The 20,594-nt window shown below is 31.5% G+C and carries 18 protein-coding genes; 2 read left to right on the top strand and 16 right to left on the bottom strand.

The genetic code is table 11. From position 1 onward, the window contains the following. Positions 1-141 precede the first annotated feature (141 nt). The 13 genes from RH82_RS04800 to RH82_RS04860 all read right to left on the bottom strand — a co-directional run bounded on the left by RH82_RS04800 (position 142) and on the right by RH82_RS04860 (position 13,819). Positions 142-3,105, bottom strand: coding sequence for a glycoside hydrolase family 3 N-terminal domain-containing protein (locus RH82_RS04800; RefSeq protein WP_034058559.1), 2,964 nt, complete (start codon positions 3,103-3,105; stop codon positions 142-144). A gap of 119 nt (positions 3,106-3,224) precedes the next feature. Beyond that, positions 3,225-4,523 (bottom strand): autotransporter outer membrane beta-barrel domain-containing protein, encoded by a 1,299-nt coding sequence (locus RH82_RS04805; RefSeq protein ID WP_034058560.1) that lies wholly within the window; start codon positions 4,521-4,523, stop codon positions 3,225-3,227. 248 nt (positions 4,524-4,771) lie between these two features. Beyond that, positions 4,772-5,995, bottom strand: a complete 1,224-nt coding sequence (gene serB, locus RH82_RS04810) for a phosphoserine phosphatase SerB (protein ID WP_034058562.1) — start codon at positions 5,993-5,995, stop codon at positions 4,772-4,774. A gap of 34 nt (positions 5,996-6,029) precedes the next feature. After that, a complete protein-coding gene (locus tag RH82_RS04815; RefSeq protein ID WP_034058563.1) occupies positions 6,030-6,515 on the bottom strand; it encodes a hypothetical protein in 486 nt (161 codons plus the stop codon). A 35-nt stretch (positions 6,516-6,550) separates the two neighbouring features. Next, positions 6,551-8,047: a PH domain-containing protein gene (locus tag RH82_RS04820; protein ID WP_034058564.1), complete on the bottom strand. Its 1,497-nt coding sequence runs from the start codon at positions 8,045-8,047 to the stop codon at positions 6,551-6,553. Then, a complete protein-coding gene (locus RH82_RS04825) occupies positions 8,048-8,554 on the bottom strand; it encodes a PH domain-containing protein (RefSeq protein WP_034058565.1) in 507 nt (168 codons plus the stop codon). A gap of 2 nt (positions 8,555-8,556) precedes the next feature. Next, complete coding sequence (locus tag RH82_RS04830) at positions 8,557-8,763, bottom strand: hypothetical protein (RefSeq protein WP_034058567.1); 207 nt, start codon at positions 8,761-8,763, stop codon at positions 8,557-8,559. Next, the gene (locus RH82_RS04835; protein ID WP_034058569.1) at positions 8,750-8,965 is read right to left on the bottom strand and encodes a hypothetical protein; all 216 of its coding nucleotides are present in this window, start codon (positions 8,963-8,965) and stop codon (positions 8,750-8,752) included. The genes RH82_RS04830 and RH82_RS04835 overlap by 14 nt, the downstream gene beginning before the upstream one ends. 2 nt (positions 8,966-8,967) lie before the next feature. Beyond that, positions 8,968-9,759 carry a (Fe-S)-binding protein gene (locus tag RH82_RS04840; protein ID WP_034058573.1) on the bottom strand — a complete coding sequence of 264 codons (792 nt, stop codon included), beginning with the start codon at positions 9,757-9,759 and terminating at the stop codon, positions 8,968-8,970. A gap of 22 nt (positions 9,760-9,781) precedes the next feature. Next, entirely contained in the window at positions 9,782-10,114 is a 333-nt protein-coding gene (locus tag RH82_RS04845) for a hypothetical protein (protein WP_241148008.1), read from the bottom strand. A 247-nt stretch (positions 10,115-10,361) separates the two neighbouring features. Continuing rightward, the gene (locus tag RH82_RS04850) at positions 10,362-11,672 is read right to left on the bottom strand and encodes a 4Fe-4S dicluster domain-containing protein (RefSeq protein WP_034058577.1); all 1,311 of its coding nucleotides are present in this window, start codon (positions 11,670-11,672) and stop codon (positions 10,362-10,364) included. An 18-nt stretch (positions 11,673-11,690) separates the two neighbouring features. Further along, complete coding sequence (locus RH82_RS04855) at positions 11,691-12,653, bottom strand: MlaD family protein (RefSeq protein WP_034058580.1); 963 nt, start codon at positions 12,651-12,653, stop codon at positions 11,691-11,693. 53 nt (positions 12,654-12,706) lie between these two features. Continuing rightward, positions 12,707-13,819 (bottom strand): N-acetylmuramoyl-L-alanine amidase family protein, encoded by a 1,113-nt coding sequence (locus RH82_RS04860; protein WP_034058581.1) that lies wholly within the window; start codon positions 13,817-13,819, stop codon positions 12,707-12,709. Between the two features lie 138 nt (positions 13,820-13,957). Between RH82_RS04860 and RH82_RS04865 the strand changes: the two genes are divergently transcribed. Both RH82_RS04865 and RH82_RS04870 read left to right on the top strand, forming a co-directional pair. After that, positions 13,958-16,693, top strand: a complete 2,736-nt coding sequence (locus RH82_RS04865) for a putative LPS assembly protein LptD (RefSeq protein ID WP_052158216.1) — start codon at positions 13,958-13,960, stop codon at positions 16,691-16,693. A gap of 71 nt (positions 16,694-16,764) precedes the next feature. After that, the gene (locus RH82_RS04870; RefSeq protein ID WP_034058584.1) at positions 16,765-17,145 is read left to right on the top strand and encodes a Rid family detoxifying hydrolase; all 381 of its coding nucleotides are present in this window, start codon (positions 16,765-16,767) and stop codon (positions 17,143-17,145) included. Positions 17,146-17,391: 246 nt separating this feature from the next. Here RH82_RS04870 and RH82_RS04875 read toward each other — a convergent pair whose 3' ends face one another. From RH82_RS04875 to pfkA, 3 genes are all read right to left on the bottom strand, one after another. Beyond that, the gene (locus RH82_RS04875; RefSeq protein ID WP_034058587.1) at positions 17,392-18,255 is read right to left on the bottom strand and encodes a BadF/BadG/BcrA/BcrD ATPase family protein; all 864 of its coding nucleotides are present in this window, start codon (positions 18,253-18,255) and stop codon (positions 17,392-17,394) included. A 94-nt stretch (positions 18,256-18,349) separates the two neighbouring features. Beyond that, a complete protein-coding gene (gap, locus tag RH82_RS04880; RefSeq protein ID WP_034058589.1) occupies positions 18,350-19,351 on the bottom strand; it encodes a type I glyceraldehyde-3-phosphate dehydrogenase in 1,002 nt (333 codons plus the stop codon). Between the two features lie 16 nt (positions 19,352-19,367). After that, positions 19,368-20,354, bottom strand: coding sequence for a 6-phosphofructokinase (gene pfkA, locus RH82_RS04885; RefSeq protein ID WP_034058592.1), 987 nt, complete (start codon positions 20,352-20,354; stop codon positions 19,368-19,370). Positions 20,355-20,594 lie beyond the last annotated feature (240 nt).

Raw genomic sequence — 20,594 nt, forward strand, 5'->3', positions numbered from 1 at the left:
ATCAAAATTCATTCCCCTTTAAAAAAAAAATGGAGAGACGTTACTACTCACTTTTAAACTATTATATATTAGTAGTTAAAATGATAAATACTTACAATTGAATTTGGCTTTACAACTCAAAATACTTGTGGTTTTAAGCATTTATTCTATAATCGCCTCATAAATAGCTTCTTGAATATTGGTTCTAATATCAGCACGAAGTAACATGTTTTTCCCTTTAGAGGAAGGATAGGTTCTATTGGCCATAAAAACATAGACTATTTCTTCGTCCGGATCTGCCCAAGTGTAAGTCCCTGTAAACCCTGAATGACCAAAACTTTTCATAGATAAACAACCACATGTTGGTCCAGATTCATCTAATTGAGGTTTATCGAAACCAATTCCTCTTCTTACCTTTTTATCGCAATAATAACAAGTGTTAAACTTATCTATAGTTTCTGGTTTTAAATACCTTACACCTCCATAAAAGCCTTTTTGCAAATACATTTGCATGATTTTAGCAATGTCGTTCGCATTACTAAAAACACCTGCATGTCCTCCAACACCATCTTGCATTGCTGCTCCCATATCATGAACATGGCCATGCACTTTTTGAAAACGATAATAATCATCCTCTTCGGATGGCACAATACGTTTATTACTAATCGTTTTGTATGGATTATAAATTGTGTTATTTGCGCCTAATGATTTGTAAAAATGATCTTGAACTAATTCGTTTAATGGTTTGTTATAATGCCCTTCAATATATTGTTTAAGAATATAATATGGCAAATCGCTATAGCGATAACGTAAACGCAATAATAAATCCGTTTCTTTAATTATTTCAGGAATGGAATCTTTGTAATCCTCACGCATATAAAGGTCATTCGCTACTTTTATGTTAAATTTACCTGATGCCGTTTTACGATAATATTTTGCTGATGGTTGCTTTGTAACCGAATCTAAAGTTTTGTAATAAAAGGGAATCCAAGGTTTGAGTTGTGCGTAATGAGAGAGCATTTTCTTAATGGTAATGTCTTTTTTATTAGATTTTTTGTAATATGGAAGTATCTCAGAAAGTTTAGTGTTTAGCGATATAATACCTTGCTCTTCCATTTCCATAAGTAATGGTAAAGTTGCTACAATCTTGGTTAATGAAGCAATATCATAAATATCATCACCTTTTACAGCTTCTGCTCCTTCATCATAAGTATGTTTTCCAAAGTTTTTATTGTAAACCACTTTTCCTTTTCTTGCTACTATTAGCTGAATTCCCGGAGTCATTCCAGCATTAACAGCATGGTTTGCAATAGAATCTATCTTTTTTAAGCGCTCAGAACTTAATCCTACGCGTTCTGGAATACTATAACCTAAACGCTCTAATGAATTAGTTTTCACTCCAGCACCTAATTTAAAAAAGGGACCCGCTGAAACTGGCAATGTTCCTTTGGCTGCCAATGCTCCAAAGATAATTTCGGCAGACGTTTCTTGTGCTATTTTGCTATTTTGATAACTTACAACTACACTTTCAATATTAGTAACTGTTTGTAAATCTAGTAAAGCATAAGGTTTTGCAAAAATATCAAGAATTACAGTATTCGTTCTTGCCATCTCGTATAACCAAGTAAGTTCTGTATCTGAAAATTGATAAGATTTCCACGGATTAGCATTCGACTTATGAAAGCCAACAATTACAGTATTATAATTTTGAAGTTTAGCTATTAAATTGCTTAAATTATTAGCTTTAATTTCATGAACTTGAGCATACTTTTTTAATGCATTTAAAAAAGGTTTACCATCATCATCTCCAAGCTTAACGTAAGCTATTTTTTTAGTTTCTAAATGACGTAATGGTAACAAATTAGATGAATCACGCGCTATGGTAATGGCTTGCTCCATTAGCTTTTCATATAAAACATCATCACGTAAACGATTTAAATCGTTACTTAAATTGATAGTGGAAATAGGTTTGTAATTATTTAATCCCACTTTATATTTTGCTTGTAATACCTTTTTTACTGAATGCGCTAAACGGTCTTCTGTAATTAAACCTTTATTAAAAGCTTTTTCAAGTTTTGCTATACCAGATTCAGGATCAACAGACATTAACATCACATCATTTCCAGCTAGAAAAGCTGCTAAATCGATATTTCCAACTGTATTTGTAGAACCCTCTGCAATACCATCTAGACCTTCGAACTTATAATCTGCTGCTCCTTTCATTGTTAAAGCATCAGTAAAAATAAGACCTTTAAAGCCTAGCTTTTCTTTTAAAATAGTTGAGACAACATTTTTAGATATAGAAGATGGATAATCTTTTCGCGGCTCTAGACTTGGAATATTTAAATGCGCTACCATGACACTCGATAATCCTTCTTTTATCAATGTTTTGTATGGATACAATTCTACAGAATCTATTCGTTTTTCATCGAAAGTAACGGTTGGTAAAGTCAAATGCGAATCGACTGCCGTATCACCATGACCTGGGAAATGTTTAGCATTAGCCAAAACACCTGCACTTTGCATCCCTTTCATAAAAGCTGCTGCTTTTTCGGTTACGTTGTCTCTGTCTTCTCCAAACGAACGGTTTCCAATTATAGGGTTGTTAGGATTGGTGTTAATATCTACAACTGGTGCAAAATTAAAATGAACACCTAATCGCTTACAATGTTCTCCTAGTTGCCGTCCTGTTTGTTCTATTAAACCCCTGTCTTTTACAGCACCAAGCGTCATGTTCCAAGGAAATGCGTATGTAGAATCTAAACGCATGCTTAATCCCCATTCGGCATCCATACCAATAAGCATAGGTGTTTGGGAAGCCGCTTGTAATTCGTTATTTAGTTTAGCTTGACGATAAGGACCTCCTTTTGTATAGATAATACCTCCTATTTTATTTTTCTTAATTAAATTGAGGACTTTTGCTTTTTCTGCTTCGGTTTGACTAGAAAAAACCTGAACCATATATAATTGCGAAATTTTTTCATTTAATGTTAATGAATTATAAACGCTATCTACCCATTTTGTTTGTCCTTCTATATCTTTCGCCAACAAAGGATTGCTTGTCTCCTGAGCGTAAATAGTAGATGTTATTAAGGTTAAAGTAAGTAGTTGAATTAATTTGCGCATAAAAATTTATAAATTTGAGTTGCTATAATAGTGTACAACTAAATCTATGCCAAATTAGTATTTCTAGCCTTTTAAATAAAGTCTTTTATGTATATTTTATGAAGAAAGTTGTTAACTAATTACTGACTGCAATTACCATCAATAATATCCTGTACTGTTGGGTTGTATTGGTTATTAGCAATATCAACAGTACTATAAGTACCATTTGTAAATACATTTGTTAAAGCACAAAAATCTGTAAGATTTGGATTTGGACTTGAGGTTGAGCTTGAAGAGTCAATTCCAATAATTATATTCTCTGAAACAGTAATTAAGTTCTCTAAACCTGTTAAACTATTTAATGAAGCATTAAGGTTAATTAATAAGTCTCCACCAACAGAATTTATATTATCTAAACCAATTAAATTTGTTAATATACTATTATTAGTTATTTGTAATTTTCCATCAACAGAACTCATACTTTCTAAACCAGTTAAACTAATTAATGAGTTATTGTTAGTAATACGTAGTCCTCCATTCACAAATGTTAAATTACCTAAACCTTCTAAGCTAGTTAATACATCATTGCCGTTAATTGATAGTCCATTGACAGAAGTTAGGCTGTTTAAATTAGTTAATAAATCATTACCTATAATCTGTAGATATTCACCAATAGTAATTATATTTTCTAAACCTGCTAAAGTAGTTAATGAATCATTATAAGAAATACTTACATATCCAGCAATAGATGTTATATTTTCTAAATCTGTTAAATTAGTTAATGCATCATTATCATAAATATTTAATTCTCCGGTATTGGACGTTATATTTTGAAAACCTAACAAACTGCTTAATGACGGATTAGTACTAAGATATAATCCACCAATAGAAGTTATACTTTCTAAAACTTCTAAACTATTTAATGATGTATTATTATAAATAGATAATGTTCCAAAAACAGAAGTTATACTTTCTAAACCAACTAGATTAGTTAATGAAACATTACTATGAATAAGAATACTACTACCAACAGAAGTAAGGTTTTCTAAACCAAACAAATTGATTAGAGAATCATTATCGGATACACTAAGAGTGCCTTCAACAGAAGTTAAAGCTTCTAAAGCTGTTAAATTGATTAATAAATCGTTATTACTAATACTAAAAGTCTGATCAATAGATGTTATATTTTCTAAACCTCCTAAATTTATTAGCGAAGGATTATTTGTAATCGACATAAACCCTGAAATAGTTGTTAAGCTATTTAGCCCAGTTAAACTTGTTAATAAATCGTTATTACGAATTTGTAAATCTCCTCCAATAGTCGCAATGTTATTTAATACTACAATACTATTTATGGTTGCTCCTTCAATTTTAAGAAAACCCGTTATTTCTGTAAAACCTAAAGACCCAAAAACATCGACTTCTTCTTGGGTTGTCAAGGTTACATCACCAATAAAAATACCTCCAAGAGCTCCGCAAGTAGTTACTGTATTTACTGATGTTGTAGTTGGTGTTAAAACTAAGTTCGGACATTATTTACAAGAAAATATAACTAGTAGTAAAGAAAGTATGGTTAGTGTTTTTTTTATAATCTTTTTGTATAATAAAGGTTGGATTCTGTGTCGAAACGACACGACAAAATAATCCCTTATATAGTCAAATAAAGTGATTTTTTTAAGAAGGAAACCTATTCAACCAAATCAATATGGCGATCATGATAACCCAACAAATACAATACACCATCTAACCCAATACTTGATATTGAGCTTTGCGCATTGTCTTTTACCTTTGGTTTTGCATGAAATGCAATACCTAAACCTGCTAGATTTAGCATAGCTAAGTCATTTGCACCGTCACCAACAGCGATGGTTTGGCTAATATTTAAACCTTCTTTGTCTGCAAGTAACTGTAAATATTCTGCCTTTTTGTTACCATCTACAATAGCACCAAGATAACCACCAGTTAAACGACCATCTTTAATTTCTAATTGATTGGCATAAACATAATCGATATCTAATTTTTTCTGTAAATAATGTCCGAAATAAGTAAAACCACCAGATAATATAGCCGTTTTAAAACCATAATAATGCAAGGTATCAATAAGGCGTTTGGCTCCTTTTGTAATTGGTAATTTTTCAGCTACGTTTTGTAATACCGATTCGTCTAAGCCTTTTAAAAGTTTCATCCGTTTTTTAAAACTCTCATTAAAATCGATTTCACCTTGCATTGCAGATTCGGTAATCGCTCTTACCTCTGCTCCAACGCCTGCTAATTCTGCTAATTCATCAATAACTTCGGTTTGTATTAATGTAGAATCCATATCGAAACACACTAAACGTCTGTTTCTTCTAAAAATATTATCCTCTTGAAAAGCAATATCAACGTCTAATGAACGCGATATTTCCATCATTTTTTTTGTGAAATCAGTTTTATCTTCAATTTTTCCTCGTATGGATAACTGAATAGACGCTCTTGGATATTCTTCTTTATTAACAAGTGATGTTCTACCAGTTAAGCGTTTTATAGCATCTATGTTTAGATTCATTTCTGAAACAACCTGAGTTACCATAGAAATTTGTTCAGCTGAAAGTCGCTCTCCTAAAATGGTAATAATGTAACGGTCTTTACCTTGAAGCGTTACCCATTTTTCATAGTTTTCTAATGTAATTGGTGTAAACTTAGCTTGAATACCAAGCTCATAAGATTTAAAGAGTAAATCTTTTAAAACCGGTGAAGAATTTACTCCAGATTCTATTTCGAATAGTATACCTAAAGACAAGGTATCGTGAATATTAGCTTGCCCAATATCAAGAACTTTTGCACCAGACTCAGCTAAAACAGCCGTTAAACTTGATGTTAATCCTGGTTTATCTTGACCTGAAATATTTAATAAGAAGATTTCGTTCTTCATAAGCACGCTGAGAAATTACTGTAAATTAGTAGGTTTAGTTTAGAAATCTATTATGCCAACTATCGCTTGCTGGTACCTCCCAATTTTCGTTTAACTCTGCAATATTAGTAACCAAATTATTAAAAACAATAGTGTTTTTAGAGACTGCTTTTTGCTTCGCCATGGCTCTAAAATCTGTTAATGTTTTATAAGCCACAAACTCTCCTTGTTTATAGGATACATTCATTTTATCCATTAAATCGACCGTGTATTCTTTTTCTAATTGTTGAATAAAATGTACTGATGCATCTATACTACAACCTGTTGCGGCTTGAGTGTCTTGATCTATTGCTAGAATAATAAAACGTTTATACCTAATATCGAAACCTGCGTTTAAATCGCTTCCATGAGCAGCCCAATTGGTAACAAAGATGTTTAATTTACCTTTTATGGCTTCTAATTCTGTTTCAGAAAAAGAACGATTGGCTTGATATATCCATATTTTAGAGTGGTCTGGAAGTGTATTGAAGTCTACTAGCATTTTATATAAAAATTTATTAGTGCAAAAATAGCATTTTACATCCAATCTTTACGCTGTGACTCCACTTGATATAATAAGAAATTAACAATAGCATTTGCTCTACTTTCTTTAACATACAGGATTTCGGTAACTTTTGAAGCCGTGTACACTTTTACAGTTGCAATGTTTCTTAATTTTTGAAACACTGTCTGATTTGTCGATACAGCTTGAATTTTATGTGTTTCAAGTAATTCTGTTATTGTTGAAATAGAACCGCTTCCTACAATTAGCATGTTATCGTTTAAGTTATAGTATGCTTTTTGGTATTTCCAATAGATCATTAAAGCTAGTAATGGAATTATAAAAAGATTAATTATCCAAAACTGATTTTCTAATATTAAAAAACCAATAGCATTAAATAATACAATAGGTATAAGTGCTATTAAAAATAAAACACGAATATAATACCGCTCTGGTTTTCCATTCTCTAAAATTGGAGAAAACCGCTGCATAAGCTTTTCTACTAAGTAATTTACTTGTAATTGGTCCAAACCAATAATTGAGAAGTGTTTCTGTAATTTTTTGTCTACCATTGCTTGTTTTATACGCAAGGTGTTTAATCCAAAGTAACGCTTTAGTCTATTGTTTACTACTTCTATATTTTGAATCCTTGTTGGCGATAAAACGATTGCTACTTTATTAAATAATCCTTTTTTAATCTCTATTGTGTTTTTATGCTCAATAACTTGCAATTCGAAATTGAGTAAAAAAGTTTTTACTATTGAAAAGAGTATTGATATGAGAAGTGTCATTAGTAAGATTGCAAGACTTGTAAATATTAAAGCACCAATTGAATTTTCATTTTGAATAATTAGTGCATCAAATTTATCATTTAATTTAATTTCTGCTATAAAATCTTCGTAAGTAGAATATAACCCACCAACAAATCCTGCTATAATTAAGAAACTCTTAATGTGGTTTTCACTAAAACCTTCTAATACTAGTTTTTTAATTGAGGCTTTATAGTAAACCTGTTGTTCTATTCTATTTTCAAGAACAGTTTCCGTTTTGTTTAGAGTATTGACATGTGAAAGTAATTCTTCTTTAAGTGCTTTAGCCTTATTTCTACTCAATGCAGTAATTTTAACTTCGGCTTTAGCATCTCCTGCAGTTTCAATATCGAGTTGTACAACATTTATTATTTGCTGAAGAATATTTTGCCTGATGTAGATATTTTGAATTTTCGATTTTGAGACTGTTATTTTCTCTTTATTTAAAATGCCTTTTGAAAGCATAAAATCGTCACCAACTATATGAAATTTAAAATTTAGATATTCAAGTATTGATCGGAATAAAATGAATAAAAAAACAAGTGCAATAACAAAAACAATCTTGTTTTGTGACAAGCCAAATACCTTTCCGTTTTTTATAAAGCTATAGGAAAATGCTGCAATTGCAAGAAATAGGCTTTTTATTATTTTATAGCTATTAAATCCAAAAAGCACAGCTATACCTCTAATAGATTGTCTTGATGGATTTTGAAAGTCGAACACTTAATTAATCTTGGTGGTTAATAGCTCGTTTATGCGTGTTGCTTCTGCTAAAGTAAGTCCGTTTATAGCTAAATCTCCACCAGACTCACCTGCCGTATATACGTGCAGCGAGGCTAAATTAAATTTCTTTGCTATAAAACTTTGTTTGGTTTCTAGATGTTGTATTCTAATAAAAGGAACTGTTGTTTTTTTATAGTTTAGTAAGCCTTTACCATATATAATATCATGTGTTCTTAATGCATAACCACGCTTTTTAAAACTTAGAACACTAATAATAGATTGGAATATAAACAATATGAGTAAAAGCGAAATAGCATACCAAAATACATTCAAAATCCTTTCCTCCTTAATAAAGATACGTCCTAGAGTTAAAATTCCAAATAGAATTCCATACTGGATAAAAATATTTATGAAAAGTATTTTTAAATAACTTTTAGAAATAGGTCTAAGTTTAACATCCTCCGTTTTTGGAAGCGCGTCGATATCAATTTCTAAATTAGTAAACATAACTATTCTTTTTTAGTGTCTTTCTTAATAGCAAAATAACCTACAATTGTTGCACTAATAATAGTAGTACTTATAAAATAGAATATGTATTTATATAATTGAGTTGGTTCGTTTGTAAATAAGTCCAAAAAGAAAACAAGTATTGAAGTAATCAGTCCAGTGGTAAAACCAAATAAAATTCTAGTTTTTGTTTTTTTACTTAGTGCCATTGTTATTCTTTTCTCTTTTATTAATTAAATAAATCTCTTTTACAACCATTAATATGGTAAATATTATAAAATTGAATACAAACTTATTTAAATCGAAAGGTTTATCGTTAAAAGCATCATAAATATAAAATCCACCGGCAAAAATAAGCCCATAAATAACTCCTAATTTTAGTGAATTTTTAATTTTTTCTAACAAAGGCATGTTTATAAACCTTGAGAACTTGCAATTAACTCTGCAACATCCATGACTTTAATATCGTGCTCTCTTTCTTTAACTTTTACACCGTCAGACATCATTGTCATGCAATAAGGACAACCTGTTGCAATAATATCTGGATTGGTTTTGAGCGCATCTTCAGTACGAAGTTCGTTAATATCTTTATCACCTTTTTCTGGTTCTTTAAACATTTGTGCTCCTCCTGCTCCACAACATAAAGCTGTAGATTTACTACGTTTCATTTCTAATAAAGTAGCGTTTAAGGTTTTTAAAACATCTCTAGGTGCCTCATACTCTGAATTTGCTCTTCCTAAATAACAAGGATCATGAAAAGTGATACGTTTTCCTTTGTAGTCGCTATCTTTAATTTCAAGTTTCTTAGAACTAATTAATTCTTTTATAAATTGCGTATGATGTAATACTTCGTATTTTCCACCTAAACCAGGATATTCATTTTTTAAACAGTTAAAAGAATGCGGATCACAAGTTACTATTCGCTTTACTTCGTAAGCATTTAAGACTTCAATATTCATTACAGCCTGCATTTGAAACAAAAACTCATTTCCTGATCTTTTAGCAAGATCTCCTGTTGCACTTTCTTCTGTACCTAAGACCGCAAAATTTACTTGCGCTTTGTTTAATATTTTAACAAATGCTTTTGTTATTTTCTTTGCTCTATCATCGTAACTTCCAGCAGAACCCACCCAAAAAAGAATATCTGGTTGCTTGCCTTCGGCCATCATTTCTGCCATTGTTGGCACTATTAGTTGTTCGCTCATGATAATTTGTTTGTATGAGTTGTTACTCGTCTTCTCTTATTCTTGCAAAATCTTTTTTAGCAATTCTTATATATATTGCTATCTTTTTTTTGCCGTCTTTTAATTTGTTTTTTGGATCGTTTTTCTCACTTTCTGTGCGTCTAACAGCATCTTTGCCTAATAAATCTAACTGCGTTTTGGAACAGTAATCGCAAAAGACTTTTTTTAATTTTATGGCTATTGGTATTCCTGCTTTATATTCAATTTCTGTATAGACTTTTATTTGTAAAGAATCTTTTCTATAATCTTGAGCTGAAACCATTGTACAACATACAAATAGCACGAATAATAGTGAGTATTTAAGTGTTTGTTTCATTGTTTTTACTTGTTGTTCTTTTTTTTGTTTATTTGGTCATCTTTTTAATAGTTAAAACTTAGTTTTTAAATACTATAGTTAACTAGTATTCGCGCGTTAGCGATTGATGCGGCATCCTTTTTTTTGATTCTTTTAAGTCTCATCTCTATTTCGAAAAACAAATATTATTATTAAAATACTGAAACATGTTCAGCTTAAAAAAAAGATATAGCGGAAAGCGCGACCTTTAGGTAACGCCCAAATTATACTATTCGTCTTTCCAGTTTAACCTGTCCATTTGGTTGTATGGCCAAGGTGCTCCGTTGTTTTCTATATTGGTCATCATATTATTAAGCTCCATAGGTGCTGCACTTTCCTCCATTACGAGATAGCTTCGCATTTCCATAATAATGTTTAATGGGTCGATGCTTATTGGGCAAGCCTCTACACAGGCATTACAGCTGGTACAAGCCCACAATTCTTCTGGTGTTATATAGTCGTTTAGTAGTTGCTTACCATCGTCTACAAAGGTTCCATTATTAGCATCTATATTTTTACCCACTTCTTCTAGACGGTCTCTGGTGTCCATCATTATTTTACGAGGCGATAGTTTTTTACCTGTTAGATTTGCCGGGCATTCGCTTGTACATCGACCACATTCTGTACATGAATATGCGTTAAGTAAGTTTAGCCAACTTAAATCTTGAACATCGCTTGCTCCAAATTTTGCTGGAGGCTCGTCTGTAGCACCTTCTGGCGGTGCGGCATAAGGATCCGCATCTGGGTCCATCATGAGTTTTACTTCACTGGTTACCAAATCGTTATTTGGAAATTGTCCTTTTGGTGTTAGCTTTCCAAAATAAGTATTTGGGAATGCTAATAATATGTGCAAATGTTTAGAGAAATAGAGGTAATTTAAGAATATTAAAATACCTATAATATGAAGCCACCATGCGCTTCTTTCTATAATGTGCAGTGTTTCTGGATTATCGCCAAATAATGGAGCGATATATTGGCTAATAATATTTCCAGATTCTAAAGCTTGAAATGAACTGTCTGTAGCATTCATAACTAAAAACAGTGTCATTAAAACCATTTCAAAATACAAAATAAAATTACCATCATTTTTTGGCCATCCTTTCATCTCTGCACTCATAAAACGCTTCAGTTTTATAATGTTTCTTCTAATCCAGAAGACTACAACTGCAATAAATACCAATGTTGCTAAAATCTCGAAACTTGAAATTAAAAAACCATAAACTGATGCCGGTAAAATTGTCGATCCTATTCTATGTGTACCAAAAACACCATCGATTATAATTTCTAATACTTCGATATTGATAATTACAAAACCGACATAAACTATAATATGAAAAAATCCTGAGACAGGACGCTTTACCATTTTGCTTTGTCCTAAAGCAATCATAGCCATGTTTTTCCAACGTTGTGGTTTGTTATCGCTTATGTCTTGAGCTTTTCCTAATTTAATGTTACGGAATAATTTTTTTACATTCCTTGCAAAGTAACCAATGCCTGCAATAAGAATAATGGCAAATAGTATGTTTGGTAAGTAATTCATTGTTGGTTGTTAATTAGTTTATTTCTTTTCTTCAATCTCATTTCCATCTTCATCGTAACGTTTTGCTTTTTTTCCAAATAAAGAAAAATGAACATAACGTTTAGGGTTAAGTTTCATATCCTCAAGTAATTCTTCAATTTGTTTTGAAGCACCTTCAAGATTATCATATAGTTTTTCATCTTTAAGTAATTTACCAATAGAGCCTTCTCCTTTTTCAATACTTGACATTACATTATCAAACTTTTTAATAGTAGCTTGAAGATCTTGAACCGTTTTAGCTATATCTACTTGTGCCATTTTATTGGTTATTGTAGAAAGATTTCCAGAAGTCTTTTCGAAATTAGAAAGTGTGCTATCTAATTTAGATTTATTTGTATCTATTAAACTATTTAGTGATTTTGCAGTAGTATTAAAGCTAGACACTGTTGCATTTAAAGTTGAGATACTAATTTTTAAATCTGCTTGCGCTTTAGCATCAAAAATATTATTAAAACCCATTAAAAGTGTATCGGTTTCACTCATTACTTTTTCTATTTTTTCTTGTAATGGCGTAAGACGTTCGTTTACTAATTCCATCATTCCTTCTTTTGTAGTACTTTGAAGATAGTCACCCGTTTTTACATTTTCAGCACTATCATAGGCTGGAAGAATTTGAATTTCTTTTCCACCAATAAATCCGTTTTGGAATAATTCTGCCTTACTATTTTTAGAGAACTTGAAACCAGTATCAACACTCATTTTCACTATTAAAACACCAGAGTTTTCATCTTCAAAATAAATATCTAATACCTTACCAATGGCGTAACCGTTTACGGTTACAGGTGCCGATGATTTTAATCCTTCTACATTATCGTATTTAGCATATATTATTACAGTGTCTTCTAAAAGATTATTGCCTTTTAAATAACTGAAACCAAAAATAAATAGCACGATTCCTGCAATAGCTAATATGGCTGTTTTAATTTCTCTGGATATTTTCAAATTGAAAGTGTTTAATTTGGTAACAAAAATAAAATAAATATACTTGAATGATTCTATTTGGAACCACTATTTAAAGCTTTTTGCAAACTTATACGCTTCCCATCTCTATATGCAAGAATAAATGCGTCTTTAAATCCTTTTTGTTTGGCTTCTTTTTGCATTCTCCTAATCTTATTTATGTCCGAAGTATAACCATAAAAATATTTATAAAGCGATCCGTTTTTATCTCGTGAAACATCCTTTAACCCTTTAAAGTTATAAGATTTTGGTTCTATTTTTTTTGAGCCTGCAGCAATTTGTATTTTAAAAACAGTGTTAGGTATTATTTTTTCTGGTGAAGAAATAGCATTTTCTTCTTCTTTGTTTTCAATAATTATAAAATCGGAGTCCACAAAATTGCCATCTATTTGTTTTTTATAACTAACAATACCATCCTTAATTGCTTTAGCCATTTCGGTTTGTCCTTTCTTAGAGTTTAAATAGACGCCCTCTTTTTTATAGGTTAAAAATCCTGTTTCCACCAAAACACTTGGCATGTAAGTATTATGGAGTACCCAAAAGACATCCTGTTTTACCTTTCTGTTTTTACGTTTTAATTTAATCAGTTTTTCTTGAATAATATTTGCTACTAGAATACTATTATCTAAGTTTTCTTCGGCAAGTGCACTTATTCCAATTAATGATTCTGGTTTATCTGGATTAAAGCCAGAATATTTTACCTCATAATTATCTTCAAGGTAAATTACTTCATTTTCTTTTTTTGCAGTACTTAAATTTTGTGAACTTTTACTTAAACTCATTACAAAAGTACCAGCACCGTGCGCTTGATTTGTATAAGAATCGCAATGCACAGACACAAACAAATCTGCATCCGCTCTGTTAGCAATTGCTGCTCTTTCTCTAAGTTCAATAAAGACATCGGTTTTTCTAGTGTAGATTACTTTAAAATCTGGAAGTTTCTCTAAAGCAGCACCAATTTTCAAAATGATGTTTAGTGCAATCTTTTTCTCAATAAAACCGTTTCCTAAGTTCCCTGGATCCTTTCCGCCATGTCCAGCATCTAAAACCACCATAAATTTAGAGGAGTTAGCCTGTGCATTAACAGAAAGTGGTACTGTTAATGTTATTATAATTAATACGAAAAGTGTTTTTAGTCTCGTTTGCATAGTGATATAACCAGTTTTACAGTCGTTTAGTATGGATTTACAAATTATATAGATATGATAAATTAATCATAAAAAATATATGTAATTTTGGGAATTCAATAACCTAGCCATACTTTAACAAAAATACACACAAAAGCATTGCATACACATAGAATTCATATACTTTTTGCCCTAAGTTTTACAGTGTTTATCAACACCTTTAGCTTTGCACAAGTTGATCCTAAAGGTGAAAGCATAGAAATTACGCCTACACCTAATAAAGAAACTGAAACCGTTGTTCCTTCTCCAAAGGCTAGCGATTTTACTGTTATTACAACTGAAGAACTTATTGCTTTAAAAGAATCGGACTCTACTGAAACAGATTCTATAAAGCCTAAACCTGCTTTTTTACAAGATGTTGTTACCTACAGCGCAAAAGACTATAATGCTTTTAATAGAAAAGAGCAGAAAATGTATTTATACAATGAAGCTAAAGTAAATTACCTCGATATGGAAATTACTGCTGGAACTATAGTTATAGATTACAGTAAAAATTTAATATATGCAGGAAGATTAAAAGATTCTACTGGAGAATATTCTCAACGTCCAGTTTTTAAGCAGGCAGATAATCTTGTAGAGCCGGATTCTATGATTTTTAATTTTAAAAACAAAAAAGCGCTTATTTTTAATTCAAGGACTGAACAAGATGGAATGAAAATATTTTCCGAAAAGTCTAAAAAAGAAAACGATTCTGTATATTTTTTAAACAGAATGCGCATTACTACTTCAAAAAATGAAGAAGATCCTGAGTACTATTTTATGGTAGATAAAGCGAAACTTGTTCCTAATAAAAAAATAATAGCAAGCGCTGCACAAATGTTTATTTATAACGTACCTACCCCAATTATAGTACCTTTTGCCTACTTTCCTTTAAGTAAAAAACAAACGTCTGGTGTAATCTTTCCAAGTTTTGGCGAGCAAAATGATCGCGGTTATTTTCTTCAAAATGGAGGCTATTACTTTGCTATTAGTGATTATGTAGATTTAGCTGTTTTAGGAGATTATTATACCAATGGTAGTTATGGTTTCCGTTTAGAGAATAATTATAAAAAACGTTATAAATTTAATGGCCGTTTTGGTTTTAGATACGAGAATCAAATTAATAGCGAACGTGGTTTCCCTGATTATTCTAAAACCACTATTTACAATTTACGTTGGTCTCATACTCAAGACTCTAAATCTAATCCGAGTTCTCGATTCTCTGCTTCAGTAAACTTAGGAAGTAGTAACTATTACCAAGAATCTCAGAATCAAGTAAATGCTGCTAGTACTTTAAATAACACATTAGCATCTTCTGTCTCCTATTCAAAGACTTTTGAAGGCGAACCGCAAATTAATATGAGTTTAACTGCAACGCATTCTCAAAACACGCAAACCCAAGAAATAAACTTAACGCTACCAACCTTGCAAGCTAGTGTTGGACGTATGTATCCTTTTGCCCCTAAAGTTGGTTCTAAGAAAGGGATTCTTCAGAATATAAACTTTCAGTACAATGTTAGAGGAGAAAATAGAATACAGACTACAGATTCTCTTTTCTTTAAGAGCGAAATGTTTGATGATGCAAAAATAGGAATGAAACACTCTATTCCTGTAACAACCAATTTTAAAGTGTTTAATTATTTTAGTGTGAGTGCAAACGCTAGCTTTGATGAAACTTGGACGTTAAATACAATAGATCGCTTTTACGATTCAGATACTAACGAAACAGTAACTGAAGATTTAAAAGGTTTTGACGCTTATAGAATTTATAATTTTGGTGCTAGTCTTGGTACTACGGTTTATGGACAATTTAATTTTGAAGCAGAAGGAGAAGATAAAAAAATTAAAGCAATCAGGCATGTTATTCGGCCAAGTATTAGTTATAACATTAATCCTGCTTTCGATAGATATTACGACTCATATGAGGTTACAGATATAAATGGTGAAACCCTGCGTGAAGATGAGTTTTCTCGTTTTGAAGGCAGTCTGTTTGGCGCTCCAAACAAAACCTATTCTAGCTCTATAGGCTTATCACTTAGTAATAATATTGAAGCTAAAGTTAGAGATAAAGACAGCACAAAAACAGAACCTAAAAAAATAATATTATTAAATAACTTGAATTTTTCAACTTCTTATAATCTTGCTGGGGATTCTTTACGTTTTAGTCCTGTAAGAATGAGTGGTGGCACACAATTATTTGAGAATAAAATGAATGTAAATTTTGGTGCTACACTAGATCCTTATGCTCTTGACAATAACAATAACAAAGTAGATGAGTTTAATATAGACAATGGTGGAAGTTTATTTAGACTAACGAGTGCTAACCTTACTTTGGGCTACAGCTTAAACAGTAAAGGCAACAATAAAAAGTCTAAAACCAGCGATCGTAGTCGAAATGAAACTCTGGACAGTGGTGGTCGTGATGATGATTTATTTGGACGCTCTCAAGATTTTGCTGATCAACGCTTTAGCGATGATGACGAAAATGAAGAAGATGAAGAACCTGGTGAACTTTACAACTATTCTGTGCCATGGAATTTAAATTTAGCTTATGCTGTAAACTACTCTAATGCACAACGACAGAACGATATTTCCTCTCATTCATTAATGTTTTCTGGAGATATAGAGCTTTCTCCTCGTTGGAGTGTTGGCGCTTCTTCTGGTTACGATTTTAAAAACCAAGGTTTTTCTTTTACGCAATTACGTTTCGCTAGAGATTTATTAAGCTGGAGAATGAATTTATCATGGGTTCCTTTTAGTGATCAAAGTTCTTGGAATTTCTTTATTGGTATAAAATCTAATGTATTAAAGGATTTAAAATACGAAAAACGCCTTCAGCCAGATCAAAGGCTTTAAAAAAAGTATTTAGTATTTAGTGGGCAGTGCATACTCAAATCAATATGAATGTATAAAAATAGTTTTTCACTATGAAAAAAATAATTACAACAACACAAGCTCCTGCTCCTATTGGACCTTATAATCAGGCTGTTTTAAGTGGGAACACATTATACACATCTGGACAAATTGCTTTAGATCCAAAAACTGGAGCATTAGTATTAGATGATATTTCAACTGAAACCAAACAAGTTATGGAGAACATGAAAGCTGTTCTAGCAGCTGCGGACATGACGTTTGAAAACGTAATTAAATCTTCAATATTTATTAGTGATATGAATAACTTTGGAGCAATAAATTCAGTTTATGCTGAGTATTTTATTGAAGCTACTGCTCCTGCTCGTGAAACCGTTGAAGTTGCAAACTTACCGAAATTTGTAAACGTAGAGATTAGTATGATTGCAGTTAAGTAAGAAAATAATTGTAGTAAAGAATTTATTGAATAAAACAACTACTAGTTAGATATACAGCTCTATTTTATAGTTTCATTTTAACCATTAATGGAAAAATAAAAATTATGAATTTGGATTTTTGTTTTCATAGGAATGACAACTTCGGCTAAAACCTCAAGGAAAAGCAAAGAGAAACTATTCTTGAATTAAAAATCCCGCTAAACGGTGTTTATCGGGATTTTTATTCACAATGTATTGCACTTTGATTTAATTTAATTTATGTGTGTGAAAGTTAACCAAACCTTCAATAGGTCGTCTTTCAAAATTCCCAGTTTTAAAACCTAATTCTTGAGCAACTTCTTTTATTTCATCTTGACAGAAAAAAGCAATAGATCCTGCAAAATGGACAGGTACCGTTTGTATTTCTTCTTTAAACTGTAATATCATATTTTTCGCAAATAAGCGAATACCCTCTTTAATCATTTCTATTATGTACTTTGAATCCTTATTCAAAATCATAAACTCAGCAAAATTTGCTAAGTAGGCGTTTGGATAGGCTTGCTTATAAATGTTGTATTTAATAAAATCTGCTTCCAAATTATATTTACCTGCAAATGCAATTTTAATATCTTCAGGCATGAGATTAAAATAGTAATCACGAATTAACTGTTTACCATAATAGTTCCCAGAAGCATCATCCATTAATATATAACCAAGTGATGTAACACGTTGTTCTAACTTTTCACCATTATAATAACTACAATTAGATCCTGTCCCTAAAATACAAACAACAGCAGCTTCATTTGGCGTGTTAATAGTTGCATAAACAGCAGCCATAGTATCTTCATTAACTTCTATGTTAGCATTTATAAAAAACTGCTGTAACACAATTTTTAAAGTTAGTCTAGGATTTTCTGTACCGCAGCCTGCACCATAAAAATAAACGTTAGTAACTTTTTCGCGATTAGCTTTTAATACTTTACTTTTTTTAATGGTCTTTCTTAGTTTTTTCTCAGAAAGAATAGCGGGATTTAGGCCTTTGGTTCTTATTTTTTCAAGTAATTGATTACCATCATTATCTACTGCAATCCAATCGCATTTTGTAGAACCACTATCAACTATTAATATCATGATTTAAAAGTTTCTTTAATTAATAAAAAAGCGCAATAAAAGTTTTTAAAAAGACCTCTATTACGCTAATTAATATTATCGAATAGTTTAGAGCTTATAAGTTATTTACTTTTTCAGCCAAATCTACTAATTTATTTGAATATCCAAACTCATTATCATACCAAGATATTAACTTGAAGAATTTTGAATTTAATTCGATAGAAGCATCAGCATCAAAAACACTTGTTTTAGTTTCGCTAACAAAATCTTGAGAGACTACTGCATCTTCTGTATATCCTAAAACACCTTCCATAGAACCATTAGCTGCTTTTTTCATAGCTGCTTTAATATCTGCTAAAGACGTGTCTTTTTTAGTTTTTACTGTTAAATCTACGACAGAAACATCTACAGTTGGAACTCTAAATGCCATTCCTGTTAATTTTCCATCCAATTCTGGAATGACTTTTCCAACAGCCTTTGCAGCTCCTGTAGAAGAAGGAATAATATTATTTAATGCACTACGTCCTAAACGGTAGTTTTTACGTGATGGTGCATCTACTGTAAATTGTGTAGAAGTTGCCGCGTGAATAGTAGTCATTAAAGCTTCTTCAATTCCAAAATTATCTTCAATAACTTTAGCTATCGGTGCTAAACAGTTAGTTGTACAAGATGCATTTGAAACAATAGTATGCGCTGCAGTTAAATCTGCATCGTTTACGCCCATTACAAACATTGGCGCATCTTTACTTGGCGCAGAGATTACTACTTTTTTAGCACCACCTTGAATATGGTAATCTGCTGTTTCTAAAGTTGTAAAAATACCTGTACATTCTGCAACAACATCTGCTCCTGCTTCATCCCATTTTAATTTTTTAGGATCTCTTTCTGCCGTTACTCGAATTGTTTTTCCATCAACAACAAGGTTACCGTCTTTAACTTCAATAGTACCATCAAATCTTCCGTGAACAGAATCGTACTTTAATAAATATGCTAAATGCTCTACATCTAATAAATCGTTTATTGCAACAACCTCTACGTTATCACGTTTTACTGCCGCTCTCAATACGATACGACCAATTCTACCAAATCCGTTAATTCCTAATTGTAATTTTGACATAATTCTACTTTCTATGTTATGTGGTCATGATATCTGACACACGAATTAATTCTTTATTTATTTCTGATTTACCTTTTACTGCGTTTTCTAAAGGTGTCAATTCTATTTTATCGCTTACTAAACCAACCATAAAATTAGACTGTCCTTCCATTAAACTTTCTACAGCTTTTACTCCCATTCTACTGGCTAAAACACGATCGAAGCACGATGGAGGTCCACCACGTTGCATATGGCCTAAAACAGAAACACGCACCTCATATTCTGTCATGTTTTCTTCAACATAATCTTTTAATTCAAAAACTGTTTTCCCAATTTTATCTCCTTCAGCGACCACAACAATACTAGAAGATTTTCCAGACTTTTTACTGCGCCTTAAAGATTCTAACAAACGGTCTAAGCCTAAATCTTCTTCAGGTATTAATATTTCTTCAGCTCCTGCTCCAATACCTACATTTAATGCAATGTGTCCAGCATCTCTGCCCATAACTTCTACAAAAAATAATCTGTTATGAGAACTTGCTGTATCCCGAATTTTATCGATACAATCTACTACTGTATTTAACGCAGTATCATATCCTAATGTATGCGAAGTTCCAAAAATATCGTTATCTATAGTACCTGGAATTCCCATAACAGGAAAACCGTATTCCTTATTAAAAATAAGTGCTCCATTAAATGTTCCGTCTCCACCTATAGTAACTAAACCATCGATTCCATTTGCTGTTAAAGTAGCATACGCCTTTTTTCTGCCATCTGCTGTTCTAAATTCTTTAGAGCGTGCCGATTTTAAAATTGTTCCTCCTTTATTTATAATACCTTTTACATTCCTAGCGGTTAATTCTGTGAAATCACCTTCTATCATACCTTCATAACCACGATAAATACCTACACATTCTATATTATGAAATGCACAAGTTCTAGCAACAGATCTTATTGCTGCATTCATTCCTGGAGCATCTCCTCCAGAGGTCATTACTCCAATTCTTTTTATCTTTTTAGACATATAATTACCTTGTTTATAGCTAAACTAATAAAGAAAATCTATATAATAACACGTATTTGTTAAAAATTAACAAGTGTAATTTTACTATAACGTTTTAGTTAATAGAATTGTTTAAAAAAGGTTAAAAAGATGGTGAATCATGAGTGTAAAAAAACCAAAAATCAATTTTTATAAGTAATTTCGGATTCTTTAGAAAGACCAAACTAACTCATAACAAGTAAATTACTTTAAGCTAAAAAA

The sequence above is a fragment of the Lacinutrix jangbogonensis genome (assembly GCF_000797445.1).
Lineage (GTDB): Bacteria > Bacteroidota > Bacteroidia > Flavobacteriales > Flavobacteriaceae > Lacinutrix > Lacinutrix jangbogonensis.